At 61.4% G+C, this 15,068-nt stretch carries 12 protein-coding genes and 1 tRNA gene; all 13 read right to left on the reverse strand.

Annotation, left to right across the window (positions count from 1 at the left end; genetic code table 11):
• Nucleotides 1-740: acylphosphatase (locus AACS24_RS04765; RefSeq protein ID WP_258223105.1), on the reverse strand; the 740-nt coding region annotated here is incomplete at its 3' end.
• On the reverse strand, nucleotides 737-2,620 hold the full coding sequence (selB, locus tag AACS24_RS04770; RefSeq protein ID WP_108572523.1) for a selenocysteine-specific translation elongation factor: 1,884 nt from the start codon (nucleotides 2,618-2,620) through the stop codon (nucleotides 737-739). The genes selB and AACS24_RS04765, both read right to left, overlap by 4 nt.
• Nucleotides 2,621-2,624: 4 nt before the next feature.
• Entirely contained in the window at nucleotides 2,625-4,094 is a 1,470-nt protein-coding gene (selA, locus tag AACS24_RS04775) for an L-seryl-tRNA(Sec) selenium transferase (RefSeq protein ID WP_181364313.1), read from the reverse strand.
• Between the two features lie 315 nt (nucleotides 4,095-4,409).
• Nucleotides 4,410-4,501: transfer RNA gene (locus AACS24_RS04780), tRNA-Sec, on the reverse strand.
• A gap of 213 nt (nucleotides 4,502-4,714) precedes the next feature.
• On the reverse strand, nucleotides 4,715-5,206 hold the full coding sequence (gene hycI, locus AACS24_RS04785) for a hydrogenase maturation peptidase HycI (RefSeq protein ID WP_108572524.1): 492 nt from the start codon (nucleotides 5,204-5,206) through the stop codon (nucleotides 4,715-4,717).
• Entirely contained in the window at nucleotides 5,206-5,619 is a 414-nt protein-coding gene (locus AACS24_RS04790; RefSeq protein ID WP_016350983.1) for a formate hydrogenlyase maturation HycH family protein, read from the reverse strand. The genes hycI and AACS24_RS04790 overlap by 1 nt, the downstream gene beginning before the upstream one ends.
• Nucleotides 5,612-6,427: an NADH-quinone oxidoreductase subunit B family protein gene (locus AACS24_RS04795; RefSeq protein WP_108572525.1), complete on the reverse strand. Its 816-nt coding sequence runs from the start codon at nucleotides 6,425-6,427 to the stop codon at nucleotides 5,612-5,614. Before AACS24_RS04795 ends, AACS24_RS04790 begins: the two co-directional genes overlap by 8 nt.
• The gene (locus tag AACS24_RS04800) at nucleotides 6,427-6,984 is read right to left on the reverse strand and encodes a formate hydrogenlyase complex iron-sulfur subunit (protein ID WP_005345227.1); all 558 of its coding nucleotides are present in this window, start codon (nucleotides 6,982-6,984) and stop codon (nucleotides 6,427-6,429) included. The genes AACS24_RS04795 and AACS24_RS04800 overlap by 1 nt, the downstream gene beginning before the upstream one ends.
• A gap of 9 nt (nucleotides 6,985-6,993) precedes the next feature.
• On the reverse strand, nucleotides 6,994-8,712 hold the full coding sequence (locus AACS24_RS04805) for a hydrogenase large subunit (protein WP_108572526.1): 1,719 nt from the start codon (nucleotides 8,710-8,712) through the stop codon (nucleotides 6,994-6,996).
• A gap of 80 nt (nucleotides 8,713-8,792) precedes the next feature.
• On the reverse strand, nucleotides 8,793-9,746 hold the full coding sequence (locus tag AACS24_RS04810) for a respiratory chain complex I subunit 1 family protein (protein WP_108572527.1): 954 nt from the start codon (nucleotides 9,744-9,746) through the stop codon (nucleotides 8,793-8,795).
• A gap of 1 nt (nucleotide 9,747) precedes the next feature.
• Nucleotides 9,748-11,619, reverse strand: a complete 1,872-nt coding sequence (hyfB, locus tag AACS24_RS04815) for a hydrogenase 4 subunit B (protein ID WP_108572528.1) — start codon at nucleotides 11,617-11,619, stop codon at nucleotides 9,748-9,750.
• On the reverse strand, nucleotides 11,619-12,284 hold the full coding sequence (locus AACS24_RS04820; RefSeq protein ID WP_108572529.1) for a 4Fe-4S dicluster domain-containing protein: 666 nt from the start codon (nucleotides 12,282-12,284) through the stop codon (nucleotides 11,619-11,621). The genes hyfB and AACS24_RS04820 overlap by 1 nt, the downstream gene beginning before the upstream one ends.
• A 487-nt stretch (nucleotides 12,285-12,771) precedes the next feature.
• On the reverse strand, nucleotides 12,772-14,640 hold the full coding sequence (kup, locus tag AACS24_RS04825; RefSeq protein WP_108572530.1) for a low affinity potassium transporter Kup: 1,869 nt from the start codon (nucleotides 14,638-14,640) through the stop codon (nucleotides 12,772-12,774).
• Between the last annotated feature and the right edge of the window lie 428 nt (nucleotides 14,641-15,068).

Consider the following 15,068-nt stretch of genomic DNA (forward strand, 5'->3'; position numbering starts at 1 on the left):
CCCCCCATCCCCTTGACCGCGATAAGCTTGCCTGCTTGCAGGGCGCGGGCAGCGGTGTACAGGGCATCCTCACGCTCGGCCAGCGCATCGCCGCGGCCGGAGCGCCAGGTCAGATGCGGCCCGCACTCGGGGCAGCTCACCGGCTGGGCGTGGTAGCGTCTGTCCAGCGGGTTTTCATAGGCCGCCGCACAGCGCGGGCACATGGCAAAGCCCGCCATGGCGGTGTGGGGCCGATCGTAGGGGAGGCGGCGGATGATGGTGTAGCGCGGACCGCAGTGGGTGCAGTTGGTAAAGGGGTAGTGGTGGTGGCGATCTGCGGGATTGGCCACATCGTTGGCGCACGCCTCGCACATCCCCTGATCCGGCGAGATGGCGACCGTGGCGGCGCTCTGCTGCTGGCTCGCTTTAATTCGAAACTGGCCATGAAATTGGCCATCGAAGTCGGGATCATCAGCGAAGGGCAGTTCCCGCTCGCTGAAGTGATCGATTCGGCTTAAGGGCGGCGCCAGTTCCCGCAGTTCGCGGGCAAAGCTGGCCAGCTGCTCGGGCGATCCTTCGGCGCCAATGGTGACGCCGTTGGCATCGTTCAACACATAACCGGCAAGGCCGTGGCGCAGTGCCAGTCCATAGACAAAGGGGCGAAAGCCGACCCCCTGTACGATGCCGTCGATATGAAATTCGCGGCGCAGCCGGTTGGCCACAGGATTGGGATAGCCAGAGGGGGCGATGGTGGCGCTCATGCCGGCTCCATCTCATCTTGAGTCTGCGGCAAACGCAGCACCCGGCGCTCGTTCTCCTCGCGCCGCACCCAGCCATCCATCTCCATGCGCAGGCAGAACGGAATGGCGTATTTACGCGACAAGCCGGTGATCTCCTTTAAGGATGACATGTCGATCAGATCTCCCACCTGCTGGCCCGCCAGCACGGCGGCGACCATCTGGTTGTAAAGCTCGGCGTCGTAGTAGATGGGGCCATCGAGCTGCACCAGATACTTGAGTCGCGCCAGGTTGCGCAGCTGCTTTTGCAGGGCGCCTTTTTGTTGCAAACCCTGCTGCAGGGCGATGGGCAGCTTGCGGGTGACAAAGGGGTCCAGCTCCACGCCGCCGGGGCCCAGTTTACCGGGCTCGTAACCCTCCTTGCCTTGATCTCGCACCACCTTGAGCACCAGCTGCGCCTCTTCCCCCAGATCATCTTCCGAATCGCCACTGCCCGGTTGCCACTTGTCATGATGCAAGCGAACAAGCTGCTCGCTCTTGAGCTGCTGGAGCAGGGCTTGAGTGACCTGCAAGGCGATGCCAAAGCGGGTCGCCAGCTCTGCGGCACTAAGGGGTTCACTTTTCAGCGTGGCCAGCAGTTGATCGCGGCTTTGAGCCAGCCAGTGGTTGTCCAGCAGCCAGTCACCGAGGGGGGTGACCTGCTCGGGCTGCTGGTCAAAGCGGCTGGCCAGCACATAGCCATTGAGCCCCAGTTGCAGGGTGGCAGGGTTGTGGTGCTCGAGCTCATCTGGCAGCTCGCCCAGCAGGGTATGCAGAGCCTTGCGTCTGGCGGGGTGGATATCGCCGCACCAGACGATGCGGGCGCCGTGCAGCAGTTCACTGCTGCCGTGACGAATGATGGCGAGCGGCTGGCCGAAAAAGCAGGGGATGGGGCTGGTAAAGATCAGTCGTGCCAGCTGGGAGTCTTTTATTGGTACAAAGCGCGCCCGGCCGTGCCAGCTGCCGAGGGCCACCTCGACCTCCTGCGTGCGTAGCGCCTTGGCGCTCAGGCTCTCGCCGTTGAGCCGCACGATAAGGTGCGTCGCCGCCTCGCACTGGCCAGCTGCGCTGGTAAGGCAGTGACCGCGGGCCACCTCCTTGTGAGGCACTTTTTTAAGGCCCACCGCCACCCGACAGACTGCGCCAATTTCCTCGACGCTCTGGTGATAGGCCTGCAGGGAGCGCACCTGTACCTCCCGATCGGCGGGGTAGAGGCGCAGCTTGTCCCCCACCTTGAGGCTGCCCTGCTGCAAGGTGCCGGTGAGCACGGTACCGGTGCCATTGGCGGTAAAGACTCTGTCTACATACAGTCGCGGGGCGCTCTGTTCGCGGGCAGCGTGCGATGCTGGCAGATCGGCAAGCTGGCGCACGATGGCGGCGTGCAGGGCGGCCATGTTGGCACCGGTTTTGGCGCTGACGCTGACGATGTCGGGCACCATGCCGCTCTCGTCCATCACCCGCTCCAGCAGGCTATCTTCGAGGAATGCCAGCTCGTCGGGGGAGACCAGATCGCACTTGTTGATGCAGACCAGCAGGCGCGGCACCCCCATCGCCTTGAGCAGGCGCAGGTGATCGCCGGTCATCGGCATCCACCCCTCGTCTGCGGCAATCACCAGCAGCACCAGATCCAGACTCCAGAGCCCCGCCACCATATTGCGGATATAGCGCTCGTGGCCGGGCACGTCGATGACACCTATGGTGTTGCCCTGACCGTCGTCAAAGTGGGCAAAGCCGAGATCCTGGGTCATGCCGATGGCCTGCTCATGGGCGCGGGCGGTGGTGATGCCGGTGAGGGCCTTGATCAGCAGGGTCTTGCCGTGGTCTACATGGCCGGCAAGCCCGATAACGGCGCGATAGGAAGTCATGGGATCAGGGCTCCTCTGTTGCATTGATCGGGGCGGGCAACAGCAGCTCGTTAAGCTGGGCGATCAGCAGCTCCATCTCGGTCGGCAGCAGGGTCGCCATATTGAGCAGCACCTTCTGCTGGCGCACGGTGGCGATGACCGGCACCGGCAGTTCGCGCAAATCATCGAGCAGCTGCTGAGCCGGGCGCGGGTCGGTGCACTCCAGCGCTGGCGCCGGGTAGAATTCGTCCGGCAAGGTGCCGCCACCTACCACCAGCTGGGCGGGGACCGGCACAAAGCAGCCGGGCAGGGCGGCCATCAGCTGGGAGGCTCTGGCCTGCATGGCGGCAGGGTTGCTCAGGGTGCGCTGGGCAATCCCTTCGCCGACGGGGGACTTGTTGAGCTTGTGAATGAGCAGGCGTTCGAGCAGGGAGTAGACGATGCGGCTAGGGCGGAAGGTGCGCATCATGGGGTGTTTTTCCAGCCGCTTGATGAGGTCGCTGCGGCCGCTGATGATGCCCGATTGCGGGCCCCCCAGCAGCTTGTCGCCGGAGTAGCAGACCAGATCCGCCCCCGCCTTGATGTACTGGCGCACCGAGGTTTCATCCGGTGCAAACTCCTCGGTGGTCAAGCCCGAGCCCTGATCCACCGCCAGCACCACGTGTTCCGGCAGGGCGCGGGCTACCTCGCCAATATCAGGGGATTCGGTAAAACCGCGAATGGCGAAATTGGATTTGTGCACCATCAGCACCAGCGCGGTCTGATCGGTGATGGCATCGAGGTAATCTTTGGCGGTGGTGATATTGGTGGTGCCCACCTCCACCAGTTTGGCGCCGGAGAGGGCCAGAATGTCGGGGATGCGAAATCCGCCGCCAATCTGGATCTGCTCGCCCCGTGAGACGATCACCTCGCGCCCCTTTGCTATCTCCTGCAGCAGCAAAAAGAGCGAAGCGGCGTTGTTGTTGACCACCAGCGAATCCTCAGCCTGGGTGAGGCAGCCAAGCAGGGGGGCGATCAGCCCCTTGCGCCCGCCGCGCTTGCCGGTGGCGAGATCCAGCTCCAGATTGTTGTAGCCGGTGTTGAGGTCACGCACCTCGTCCCACAGCTCATGACTGAGTGGCGAGCGCCCCAGATTGGTATGCACCAGGGTGCCGGTGGCGTTGATCACCCGGGTCTGACGCTGGCGCAACTGCTGCCGGCAGCGTTTGACAATCAGCACCTCGATCTGCTCGGAGGCAACCCCATGCTGGCGAAACGCCTCGCTCTGGCGCAGTTCGCTCAGGGTATCGCGCACCGCCTGGGTTACCAGCGGGCGGCTCAGCGCCTCGATAAAATCGGTGAGAAAGGGTTGCTGCAGCAGCTGTTCCACTTGCGGCAAACGGCGCGTTTGTTGCTGGCTGGGCTGTTGCTGTGAATCTGGCAGTGAATCGTCGGCAGCCTGATCTGATGCTGGCTGGCGGTGGGGGATGGCTGGCGCGTGAGACGAGTTCGGCATGGGATTACCAGTGCAGTGCGTGGGTTCGGGATGCGCACCGGTTTGCCGATAGAGAGGCCGAGCTGACGGGTTATGGCACTGCTGGCGATTTGCGGATAACTGCAAACTGGGTGCATAAATGAGCGGGTGTAAATTAATGCTGCATCGATGCTGATAAATTAATTTTTGGCCAGCGAGATAACCTGAGTTCGGATTATATTGGCAAGCGGCAAGCACCTTTTACTAAGGTATTCTTTCAAACATTTTGAACAAACGATGAAAATAAAACTCGGGCAGATAAACTCAACGAGAGAGTATTTGTTCAATAGATAAATTTGGCGGAAGAGGCAGGAATCGAACCTGCCAAAGCCTTCTCGGCTCACATCGGTTTTGAAGACCGAGGAGGCCACCAGACCCCATCAACTTCCGTAACGGCCGCCATTTTGTGGCAAATTTCTGTGACTGGCAACGCTTTTTTTGTCATAAAAAAGCGAGTGTTAGCGATTTTTTGAAAAAATAAAAGAACCTTGTTTTATATCAAGTTCAGCACAATTAGCCCGATGTTTTTAATTTAACATCGGGCCTCGATCACATTGCCGGAACCGTCGATCAATAACGGTCGTTAACAACTCGCTAAATAATCACCGGTTGGCGTTGGCAATATTCCACTGATCCAGTTTATCTATTAACAGACTGGTATCCCTGGCGGCATCAAGGTGCTGATAAAGATAATCCATCGCCTCGCTCACCATCTCGGTCATCGGGAAGGAGAACGCCACGATGGCCGGTTGTACCCCGACAAAGATCACCTCGGGGACAAAGGTCTTGAGCTCGTCGATCAAAAAATTGAGCGGCATATTGTGGGTCGAGAAGATAAACATCTCGGCGATGGTCTCGGGGGGGATCACCTGCAGGGTTCCCGCCTTCTCGCCGATCTCGGCGGCATCTACCAGCACCACCCGCTCCGGTTGCAGCTCCCGCACCTTGTAGACCACATTTTCTGGCGCGATGCCGCCATCGATATGGATCCAGCCGGGCAGGGGGGTGGCCTGCAGCTTGTCGGCGAGATAAGGGCCGGCACCGTCGTCCCCCATCATGGCATTGCCCACGGTCAACACGAGATTGCAGCCCATCAGCGGCTCCTTACCATCAGGTACATATGGGGGTCGTTAAAGAGGGCGGTGAGCTGATCCATAAAGGTGTTGGTCCAGCCCAGCTCCTGCTCATCGAGCACATTGTCGGCTTTGCGCAGTCGGTCGAAGGCGCAGGCCAGCATGTGGCAGTGCTCGCGATAGATGGTGATCTCGCCAAAGGTGAGAAACCCCTCCATCTTGCGGCGCGCCTCGCTCCCTTCTGGCAGCTTGGCTACCCAGTCGCGATAACCGGTCAGCGAGCAGACCAGGTCTGCTCGCAGGCAATCGACGATGCCGAGGTGGTGGCCGATGGCGAGGCTGTAGTACATCACCTCTTTGGCTTCCTCGGGGACGTCGAACTGCTCGTCGACGAACTTGCGCGAGAGGCGATAGAAGAAAACCTCGTCAGCCATGCACCGCCTCTCCCTTGCCGGCCGCCCGGTTGAGGCAGGCGCTTGCGAGGTTGTTGACGATCTCCGCCAGACGCGGATCGTCGTGCTGATCGAGGTAGCTCTGGATACGCAGATCCACATCCTGCTGGGTCGCTCCTTCGAGCAGGGCCATGAACTCGTCGGCGATGATCCGCCCCTGCCGGTAACCGGCCATGCGGCGCGCTTCGCGCTCGATCATCACCCGGATCTCGTTGGGGATGCCGGTGTGGCGCAGCTCGACCCGCTCACCCGGTTGCACCTCGTGGCTGGTGGCTTTCAGTTTCTGCTCCAGCAGACCGAGCGCCACCGCAAAGCCATAGATGGTCGCTGCGGGAGTGGGGGGGCAGCCGGGGATATAGACATCCACCGGCACGATTTTGTCGGTGCCGCCCCAGACGCAGTAGAGGTCGTGGAAGATGCCGCCGTCACAGCCGCAGGCGCCGTAGGCGATGCAGATCTTGGGATCGGGGGCCGCTTCATAGGCGCGCAGGGCCGGTACCCGCATCGCCCGGGTTACCGCGCCGGTAAAGAGCAGGATGTCGGCGTGACGGGGAGAGGCGACCACCTTGATGCCGAAGCGCTCGGCATCGAACAGCGGGGTGATGGTGGCGAAGATCTCGATCTCGCAGGCGTTGCAGCCGCCGCAATCGACCCGGTAGACATAGGCCGAGCGGCGAATGTCCTTGAGCAGGGTCTTCTTGAGTTTGGTGATCTCGGGATCCTGTGCCAGCGGCACGGCGCGGGTATGGGCATGGCCGACAACCGGTTCTATGCCTTTGATCTTGCTCATCACATCCACTCCTTTTGTGCGGCCATCGGTGTGGCTATCGGTGTGATCAGGGCCGAGTCAGGCTGGCTCAGCATGCTCTGTTTTCGTTTGCAGTCGGGGCAGTGGTGCAGCCGCTCCGGGGTGGCCAGCGGTGTGCCTGCCTGTTTGAGGGTGTCCTCCACCAGCGCCACCAGCTTGCTCGGGGCAAAGTAGGTGCCGCACAGGGTGCAGGGGGCCAGCGCGAAGCGGGCCTCCTCATAGAGGTCGGCCTTGTTGGTCACCGCCAGTTCGAACTCGGGGGAGAGGGCGATGGCGCGGGTCGGGCAGACCTCCTCGCAGCGGCCGCAGAAGATGCAGCGCGCCATGGAGATCTCCCAGCGCCGTTCGCCGGTCTCCATGTCCACTTCCATCACCAGCGCGTTGGCCGGGCAGGCCTTGGTGCAGGCGGCGCAGGCGATGCACTGATCTGCCTGGTATTTGGGTTTGCCGCGAAAATCCCGGTTCACCTCGTAAGGGGCGAAGGGGTACTTGGCGGTCGGGGTGCCAGCCTTGAGGATGGTCTTGAACAGCTTGATCATGATGACCCCTTATTTGAGCGGAGAGTGTTTGCGGTCGATGCCGTAGCGCTCGATCTCCTTGTAGGAGACCACGGTGGACTTGCCCTTCTTGGGGTCGACCAGAGTGACCCGATCGGTACAGGAGTAGCAGGGATCCAGACTGCCGATAATCAGCGGCGCATCCGCCACGGTATTGCCGCGCAGCATGTAGCGCAGGGCGGGCCAGTTGGCGTAGGTGGCGGCGCGGCAGCGCCAGCGGAACAGCTTCTGGTTATCCCCCGTCATGCTCCAGTGGACGTTCTCGCCGCGGGGGGCCTCGGTAAAGCCCAGCGCAAACTTGCCCGGCTGATAGGTAAACCCTTCGGTCAAAAGCGGCCCCTCCGGCAGGTGCTCCAGGCCGAACTCAATCATGTCGAGGGAGTCGTAGAGCTCGTGGATGCGCACCAGCAGGCGGGACTGCACATCGCAACCCGCCTTGGTCTGGATCTCCATCGGCAGTTCGCGGTAACCGGCAAAGTCGTGGACCCGGCGCACGTCGCGCTTGAAGCCGCTCGCCCGCACCATGGGGCCGACGCAGCTGAAATCGCGGGCAATTTGCGGGTCGAGCTTGCCGATACCGATGAGGCGGGAGGAGATGTTGGCGGTATCCAGCAGCATGGCGACCAAGGGTTTGAGCTCATCACGCAGTTCCCGCACCAGTTGGGCACCCTTGATGCGATCTTCCTTGAAGATGTCGCGGCGTACCCCGCCAATCAGGTTGAGGCCGTAGGTCTTGCGGGCGCCGGTCAGCAGCTCGGCCAGGGTCATGGATTTCTCCCGCACCCGGAAGAACTGCATGAAGCCGGTGTCGAAACCGGTGAAGTGGCTCGACAGGCCGATGTTGAGGATATGGCTGTGCAGGCGCTCCACCTCCAGCAGCACGGCGCGGATCATCTTGGCCCGCTCCGGCACCGGAATACCCATGGCGTTCTCCACCGAGGTGGTGTAGGCGACGCTGTGGGTAAAGCCGCAGATGCCGCAGACCCGGTCGGTCAGGAAGGCCACTTCGTTGTAGCCCATCCGGGTTTCCGCCAGCTTCTCCATGCCGCGATGGACATAGAAGAGGCGGTAGTCAGCATCGATGATGTCTTCCCCATCGACGAACAGACGAAAGTGGCCCGGTTCGTCCGAGGTGATGTGCAGCGGGCCGACCGGCACGATGCGGTTGGCATCACTGCCGAGCTCATTGACGAAGGGGTAGGTCTCGGTGTCGGTGGTGGGCATCGGGCGCTGGCGATAATCCATGGCGTCCTTGCGCAGGGGATGGATATCCTCCGGCCAGTCGTCAGGCAGCACCAGACGACGTTCGTCTGGCAGACCAATGGCGCGCAGGCCGTACATGTCGCGGATCTCCCGCTCGCCCCACACCGCCGCCGGAATGGTCGGGGTGATGGAGGGGTATTCCTGGGTATCGGCATCTACTAGCACCTTGACGGTGATCCAGCACTTGGTGTCGCCCTCCATGGAGAAGACGTGGTAGACGGCGAAGTGGCCGTTGATGCTGCGCTCGTCATTGGCAAAGGAGAGCGGAAGCCAGCCCCCCAGCTGATGGAAGATCAGGCTGGCCGTCTCGACCAGACTGGTGGGCTTGACGGTAATGGTGGCCTGATCGGCGGTTTGCCACTCCTCGTCGACGATGGCGTGGGGCAGTTGTGCTCGCACCTGCTGGATGTAGTCGCAGCCGATGCGATCCGAAATGGCGATGGTCATGCAGTTCTCACTTTAATGTTCGGGAATGAGCATTCACAAATGATGAAATCGGAAAAAGTTGCTGTGCTGGCGGGCATGGTTCAGACCCCGACCAGATAGGCGAGCAGCGCCAGCAGGGCCAGCCCCAAGCCGTAGCGGGTGAGCTTGTGGGTGCGCACGAACTGGGTACGGGCCATGGCGTTTTCGATGATGCCAGCCAGCAAAAAGGCCACCAGCAGCTTGCAGGCGAGGATCAGCGCCGCGCCGATGAGCGCAGGCAGACTCCAGTTGGCCGCCTTGCCGAAGGGCAGGAAAATCACCAGAAAGAGCTGCACCACTACCAGCTGCTTGAGGCCGATGGAGAGTTTGAGCAGGGCTAGGCCCGCACCGGAGTACTCGGTGAGCGGCCCCTCCTGCAGCTCCTGCTCGGCTTCGGCGCAGTCAAAGGGCAGCTTGCCCATCTCGACAAACACCGCGAAGGCGCAGGCGGCACCCGCCAGCAGGGTGGCGATGGGCGCGGCCAGCGGCTGGGTCGCCACATAGCTGCTGATGTTGCCCAGATCCGAGCTGCCCACCATCATCGCCATGATGAAGCAGGCAAGCACCAGAATGGGCTCCACCAGAATGCCGAGGGTCAGTTCGCGGCGGGAGCCGATCCCTGCAAACATGCTGCCGCTGTCTAGCCCCGAGAGGGAGAAAAAGAAGCGGAAGATGGCGAACAGATAGATGTCGGTGATGAGATCCCCGGCGATGGGGAAGGGAGACTCGTGAGTCAGGGTTGGCAGCGCCATCCCCACCAGCAAGAGGGCGGCAATGAGCAGCGCAGGCATCAGGTTGAAGATGATGCCGGCAGGCTCGGGGGTCACCTCCTGACGGCGCAGGAGCTTGGCGATATCCCGGTAATCCTGCAGCAGGCCCGGCCCCTGACGGGAGTGCATCTTGGCCCGCAGCACCCGGTTGAAACCGGTGGCGAGCGGCGCCAGCGCCAGCATGGCGATGGCCTGGGTCAGGGCGAGGGCAACCATGCCCCAGCTCGGCATTTCAAGAACAGGCATATCAGACTCCTACAGCCATCAGGATAAAGAGTGCCAGCACAACACCGTGCAGTAGCCAGCCGGTTGTCCCGCTGGTATCGCTCACCCCGTGCAGGGCGCTGGCCAGATCGAGCTGCGGCTGTTTGCGATAGAGCGGCGCGCAGAGTTGGCGCAAGGTGTGGGTGACACCGCCGGAGGTAAGGCTCATGCGCTCCTCATAGGCGTAACCACAGGCCCAAGGGGTGCCGGCGTGACGACGACCGAGCTTGGGCCCCTTGAAGATGGCCAGTACCAGCAGCGGGATGAGGAACAGACCCAGCAGGGTGATGGCGATAACGGGTGGGGAGAGGATTGCCTGGCTGCTATCGAGCGGCAGCAGGGTGGCACCGGTGGCCACGTTCATTTGGCCGCTTACCAAGGCTTGGCCATAGCTGGCGATATGGGGGGCAATCCAGGGGGCGCCCAGACCCAGCACCAGACAGACGGCGGCCAGCAGCAGGGTGCCTGCCACCATGGCGCCCGGCACTTCGCGGGCATGGCTCGCGTGTTCGCTGCGAGGTGCGCCGCAGAAGCAGATGCCATACACCTTGACGAAACACATCACCGCCATGGCGCCGGTCACTGCCAGCATCACTACCGCGAGCGGCGCGACGACAGAGGTGCCGAGTTTGGTCATGGAAAGGAGCGACTGGTAGATAAACCACTCGCTGACAAAGCCGTTGAGCGGCGGCAGCGCCGAGATGGCCATGGCACCGATCAGGAACGCCAGCGCAGTCCAGGGCATCAGCTTGGCAAGACCACCCATCTTGTCCATGTCGCGGGTGTGCAGGCGGAACATCACAGAGCCGGTGCCCATAAAGAGCAGGCTCTTGAAGATGGCGTGGTTGAGCAGGTGATAGAGGGCGCCGAGCAGCCCCAGCACCACCAGTGCCGGTTGCTGGTTGGCGATGCCGATCATGCCGATCCCCATCCCCATCAGGATGATGCCGATGTTCTCCACCGTGTGGTAGGCGAGCAGCCGCTTGAGGTCATGCTCGGCCAGCGCAAACAGCACCCCGAGCACAGCCGAGCAGGCGCCGAAGATCAGCACCACATAGCCCCACCAGAGCTGGCTGGCGCCGAGAAAATCGATGCTGACCCGCAAGATGCCAAAGAGACCCAGCTTCACCATCACGCCGGACATCAGCGCCGAGATATGGGAGGGTGCAACGGGCTCGGCCACTGGCAGCCAGCCGTGCAGCGGCACGAAACCGGCGCGCAGGCCAAAACCGCAGAAGCTTAGCAGGAACACCAGAGAGGCCAAACCGCCCGCCAGATGGTGCTCGCGCAGCGCGGCGAACTCCAGCGAACCGCTTTCACGGCAGAGCAGCCAGAAGGCGATCAGCACCAGCGCCATGCCGATATGGTTCATCACCAGATAGAGGCGGCTCTGTTTGGCAGCATCCGGGTTGGTCTTGACCAGCCAGTAGGTGGTGAGGGTTACCAGCTCGTAGCAGAGCAAGAAACCGAGCGCGTTGTCGGCCAGTACCATGCCCACCATGGCGAACAGGAAGAGGTTCATCAGCGCGCCGATGGCCACATCCCCCTTGCCCTGATATTCGCGGATATAGGCAAAGGAGTAGAGGGCGACGGCGACGCCAACGGTGCTAATCACCAGCAGCATCAGCGCGGCCAGCATGTCGAGGTGCACCGAGCCCAGCAGCCAGAGCTGGCCGTCGACGGGGGCGCCTTGGGCAAAGATCTGGATGGCGGCGACCAGACCCGCGAGCGAGCCCAGCAGGGCAAAGCCGCTATTGAGGCGGTTGGCCAGTGCGGGCAGCTTTTGCAGGAGCAAACCGGCGGCAGCGCCCAGCAAAAAGAGCAGGAGCGTGGCCATAACAAGGGGGGACAACATCAGCGAACTCCCTCTGTGGTAGATAAATCGGATGCAGGGAGCGCCGTGGCAGGCGCCGAGAAGGCGGAGGCCCCTTGCGGGTTGGTGTCGGCCGCTTGCTGGCGACGGATACGGGCGGCGCGTTCGGAGTCGCCGTCATTGACCAGCTTCAGTGCCTGGGAGGGACAGGCACCGACACAGGCCGGACCATCGGTGCGAAACTCGCACAGGTCGCACTTGACCGCGATGCTGCGCACCCCCGGCTCCCAGCTCAGCAGATCCTCGCCAAAGCAGCGCAGGCCGGCGGAGGTGGAGGGGTTGCTGGAGCGGATGGAGCAGGGGATATAGGTGTCGTAACTGGTGGCCACGGCCACCGGACGGCTGCCGCCGCTCTGGATGGCACCAAAGGGGCAGGCCACGGCGCAGAGGTTGCAGCCGATGCAGAGCGACTCGTTGAGTTGCACGCAATCGCCGGTCTGGCGAATTGCCTCGACCGGGCACACCTTGATGCAGGGGGCATCGTCACAGTGACGGCACTGAACCGGCATGGTCGCCTGCTCGTGTCGCATAACGGTTAAACGGGGGGCTTGCTGCAAACCTTGCGCCTTGTGTACCTCGCTGCAGGCCGCCATACAGGTGCCACAGCCGATACAAAGCTTGGGGTCAGCGATAACGAAGCGGTTCATAGCCTACCTTGTCGTGTCGCGAACGGAGAAAGTAGGGGCTGGTTGGCAAGATACGGGCCAGAATGGTTTTTGCAGCGAAATTGGTTTTAACTGGCTGTTTTTAAATAAATAAAAATCTTCGTGTGGTTGAGTGAAGGCGCGAATGTGGCTGTCGAACTGTGACGTTCGTCACTTGTGACGAAGCCGCCAAGAGGGTTCGTCACCTTGGAAAACGCAGCATAAGCAGGGTGCAAAGAACGCAGTGAATTGCACCGCTATCAAATATGTTCGCGGTGCACGGCGCTGCGCTTGTTGCACCCTACGGCTGTTGTGTGAGGGGAAATGAGCTGGTTCGATTTGCCGTGGTTTGCCCCCTTCTCCCCTTGCGGGAGAAGGGCTGGGGATGAGGGGGCGGTAATCGGGGTTAACGGAAAAGAAGAGGGAGGCCAATGCCTCCCTCTCTATTTGCTGAGGTTTTCTATGCCTTTAAGAGGCCATCAACCCGCCATCAGATATCCACCTGCGAACCCAGCTCGATAACCCGGTTGGGCGGGATCTCGAACTGATCCGGGGCGCGCAGGGCGTTGCGCTGCAGCAGCATAAAGAGCTTGCCGCGCAGATAGAGATACCAGGGGCGGTCTTTCATGATGAGCGACTCGTGGGCCATAAAGAACGAGGTCTCCATCATCCGGCAGCTCAGCCCCTCGGCGTTGCAGCGGTGGAAGATCTCCTCCACGTTCGGGGTTTCGCGCCAGCCGTAGCTGGCTACTACCCGCCAGAAGGTGGGGGAGAGCTGCTCGATGCAGACCCGGCGCACATTGTGGACGTAGGGCACATCCTCCACCCGCAGGGTGAGCAGGATGATCCGCTCGTGCAGCACCTTGTTGTGCTTGAGGTTGTGCAGGAGCGCATGGGGGATCACATTGACCACCCGCGACATATAGACGGCAGTGCCGGCCACCCGGGTTGGCGGGGATTTTTCCAGCGAGGCGATCATCGGCTCAAGGGAGTTGCCGTGCTCATTCAGGCGACGAATAAGCTGGAAACGCTCGCTCTTCCAGCTGGTCATCACGGTGAACATCACCGCGCCCAGGGTGAGCGGCAGCCAGCCACCGGAGAAGATCTTGGCGAGGTTGGCGGCAAACAGCGGCACGTCGATACAGAGCAGCGCGGCAAACAGGATGGCCACCAGATACTTGTTCCAGTGCCAGCTGTTCTTGGCCACCGAGCAGGAGAGGATGGAGGTAAGCACCATGGTGCCGGTCACCGCGATGCCGTAGGCCGCCGCCAGATTGCTGGAGTGCTCGAAGCTCATGATGACGATCACCACCGAGATATAGAGCATCCAGTTGATGACCGGAATATAGATCTGGCCGGACTCCTGCTCGGAGGTGTGAACGATGCGAATGGGGGAGAGATAACCGAGGCGCACCGCCTGCCGGGTCAGCGAAAAGACCCCGGAGATCACCGCCTGCGAGGCGATCACCGTCGCCATGGTTGCCAGCAGCAGCAGCGGTACCAGCGCCCATTTCGGCGCGAGCAGGAAGAAGGGGTTGGCAATGGCGGCGGGATTACTTAGCAGCAGCGCCCCCTGACCGAAGTAGTTGAGCACCAGCGAGGGCAGCACCACGATAAACCAGGCGAGGCGGATCGGATTTTTGCCAAAGTGGCCCATATCCGCGTAGAGCGCCTCCACCCCGGTGATGGCCAGCACCACGGCGCCGAGGGCAAAGAAGGAGGTGGTCTGGTACTGGATAAAGAAGCGCACCGCCCAGATGGGGTTGAGCGCACCCAGCACCTCGGGGTTGTGGATGATGCCGCGCAGCCCCAGCACCGCCAGCGTCATAAACCAGATCAGCATGATGGGGGCAAACAGCTTGCCCACCATGGCGGTGCCATGTTTCTGGATGGCAAACAGCAGGGTCAGCACCAGCACCGAAAGGGTGACGATATAGGGGTCGAGGGCGGGGGTGAGAATGCTCAGACCCTCGATGGCCGACATCACCGACATCGCCGGGGTGATCACCACCTCACCATAGAAGAAGCTGCCGCCAATCAGGCCGAGGATGATCAGCAGCGGCGTCCAGCGGGTGGAGGCGTTGCGGGTTGCCAGCGACATCAGGGTGAGAATGCCACCCTCGCCGGCGTTGTCGGCCCGCATCACAAAGGAGAGGTACTTGACCGACACCACCAGGATCAGCAGCCAGAAGATCAGCGAGAGAAAGCCGAGAATGGAGGCCGGCTCGACGCCGAACCCGAATTGACCTGACAGGCACTCGCGCAAGGTATAGAGCGGGCTGGTGCCGATATCGCCATAGACTACGCCAATCGCCGCCAGCATGATGCCGGACATGGCTTGTTGTTTATCACAGTTCATGAGTTCATCTTGTCAGTTTGATGTTTACACGTTTGCCACAGCAGATCGCCCCGAACACATCAGGTATGTGTGGATACAACATCGGGGGGAAATCAAAGGATTGCGATGGGAAGGGAGCTAATCGGATATAAAGATGCGTTTCATGGGACACAGTCTGTTCATCTGTCGTTAAGCTTATAATGACACACACTCTGCGGGTTCATGCTCAGGTATAAATAATCAAAACGCCCTTTTGAGTAAGGTTATTAATTGGCCGTTGATTGAAATATTCACGCGCTCTGCGGGCAACCGTTTGTTTTATCTGGGGAAGCGCTTTGGCCACTATTTTTTACCGAGGTGAGTGAAAAACAGACGATAAAATAGTGACTAATTAATTGCTGGCAGGATGGCAGAGGGGAGGGGGGGGTAGCGATGGAGTCTTTATTTGG

It is taken from the genome of Aeromonas sp. HMWF016 (genome assembly GCF_963878195.1).
Lineage (GTDB): Bacteria > Pseudomonadota > Gammaproteobacteria > Enterobacterales > Aeromonadaceae > Aeromonas > Aeromonas lacus.

Excerpts from the sequence above, each read along its gene's own strand:
- selB (WP_108572523.1), bottom strand. The coding sequence starts at position 2,620 with ATGACTTCCTATCGCGCCGTTATCGGGCTTGCCGGCCATGTAGACCAC.
- hyfB (WP_108572528.1), bottom strand. The coding sequence starts at position 11,619 with ATGTTGTCCCCCCTTGTTATGGCCACGCTCCTGCTCTTTTTGCTGGGC.
- AACS24_RS04805 (WP_108572526.1), bottom strand. The coding sequence starts at position 8,712 with ATGACCATCGCCATTTCGGATCGCATCGGCTGCGACTACATCCAGCAG.
- AACS24_RS04810 (WP_108572527.1), bottom strand. The coding sequence starts at position 9,746 with ATGCCTGTTCTTGAAATGCCGAGCTGGGGCATGGTTGCCCTCGCCCTG.
- AACS24_RS04820 (WP_108572529.1), bottom strand. The coding sequence starts at position 12,284 with ATGAACCGCTTCGTTATCGCTGACCCCAAGCTTTGTATCGGCTGTGGC.
- hycI (WP_108572524.1), bottom strand. The coding sequence starts at position 5,206 with ATGGGCTGCAATCTCGTGTTGACCGTGGGCAATGCCATGATGGGGGAC.
- AACS24_RS04790 (WP_016350983.1), bottom strand. The coding sequence starts at position 5,619 with ATGGCTGACGAGGTTTTCTTCTATCGCCTCTCGCGCAAGTTCGTCGAC.
- selA (WP_181364313.1), bottom strand. The coding sequence starts at position 4,094 with ATGCCGAACTCGTCTCACGCGCCAGCCATCCCCCACCGCCAGCCAGCA.
- AACS24_RS04800 (WP_005345227.1), bottom strand. The coding sequence starts at position 6,984 with ATGATCAAGCTGTTCAAGACCATCCTCAAGGCTGGCACCCCGACCGCC.
- AACS24_RS04795 (WP_108572525.1), bottom strand. The coding sequence starts at position 6,427 with ATGAGCAAGATCAAAGGCATAGAACCGGTTGTCGGCCATGCCCATACC.
- kup (WP_108572530.1), bottom strand. The coding sequence starts at position 14,640 with ATGAACTGTGATAAACAACAAGCCATGTCCGGCATCATGCTGGCGGCG.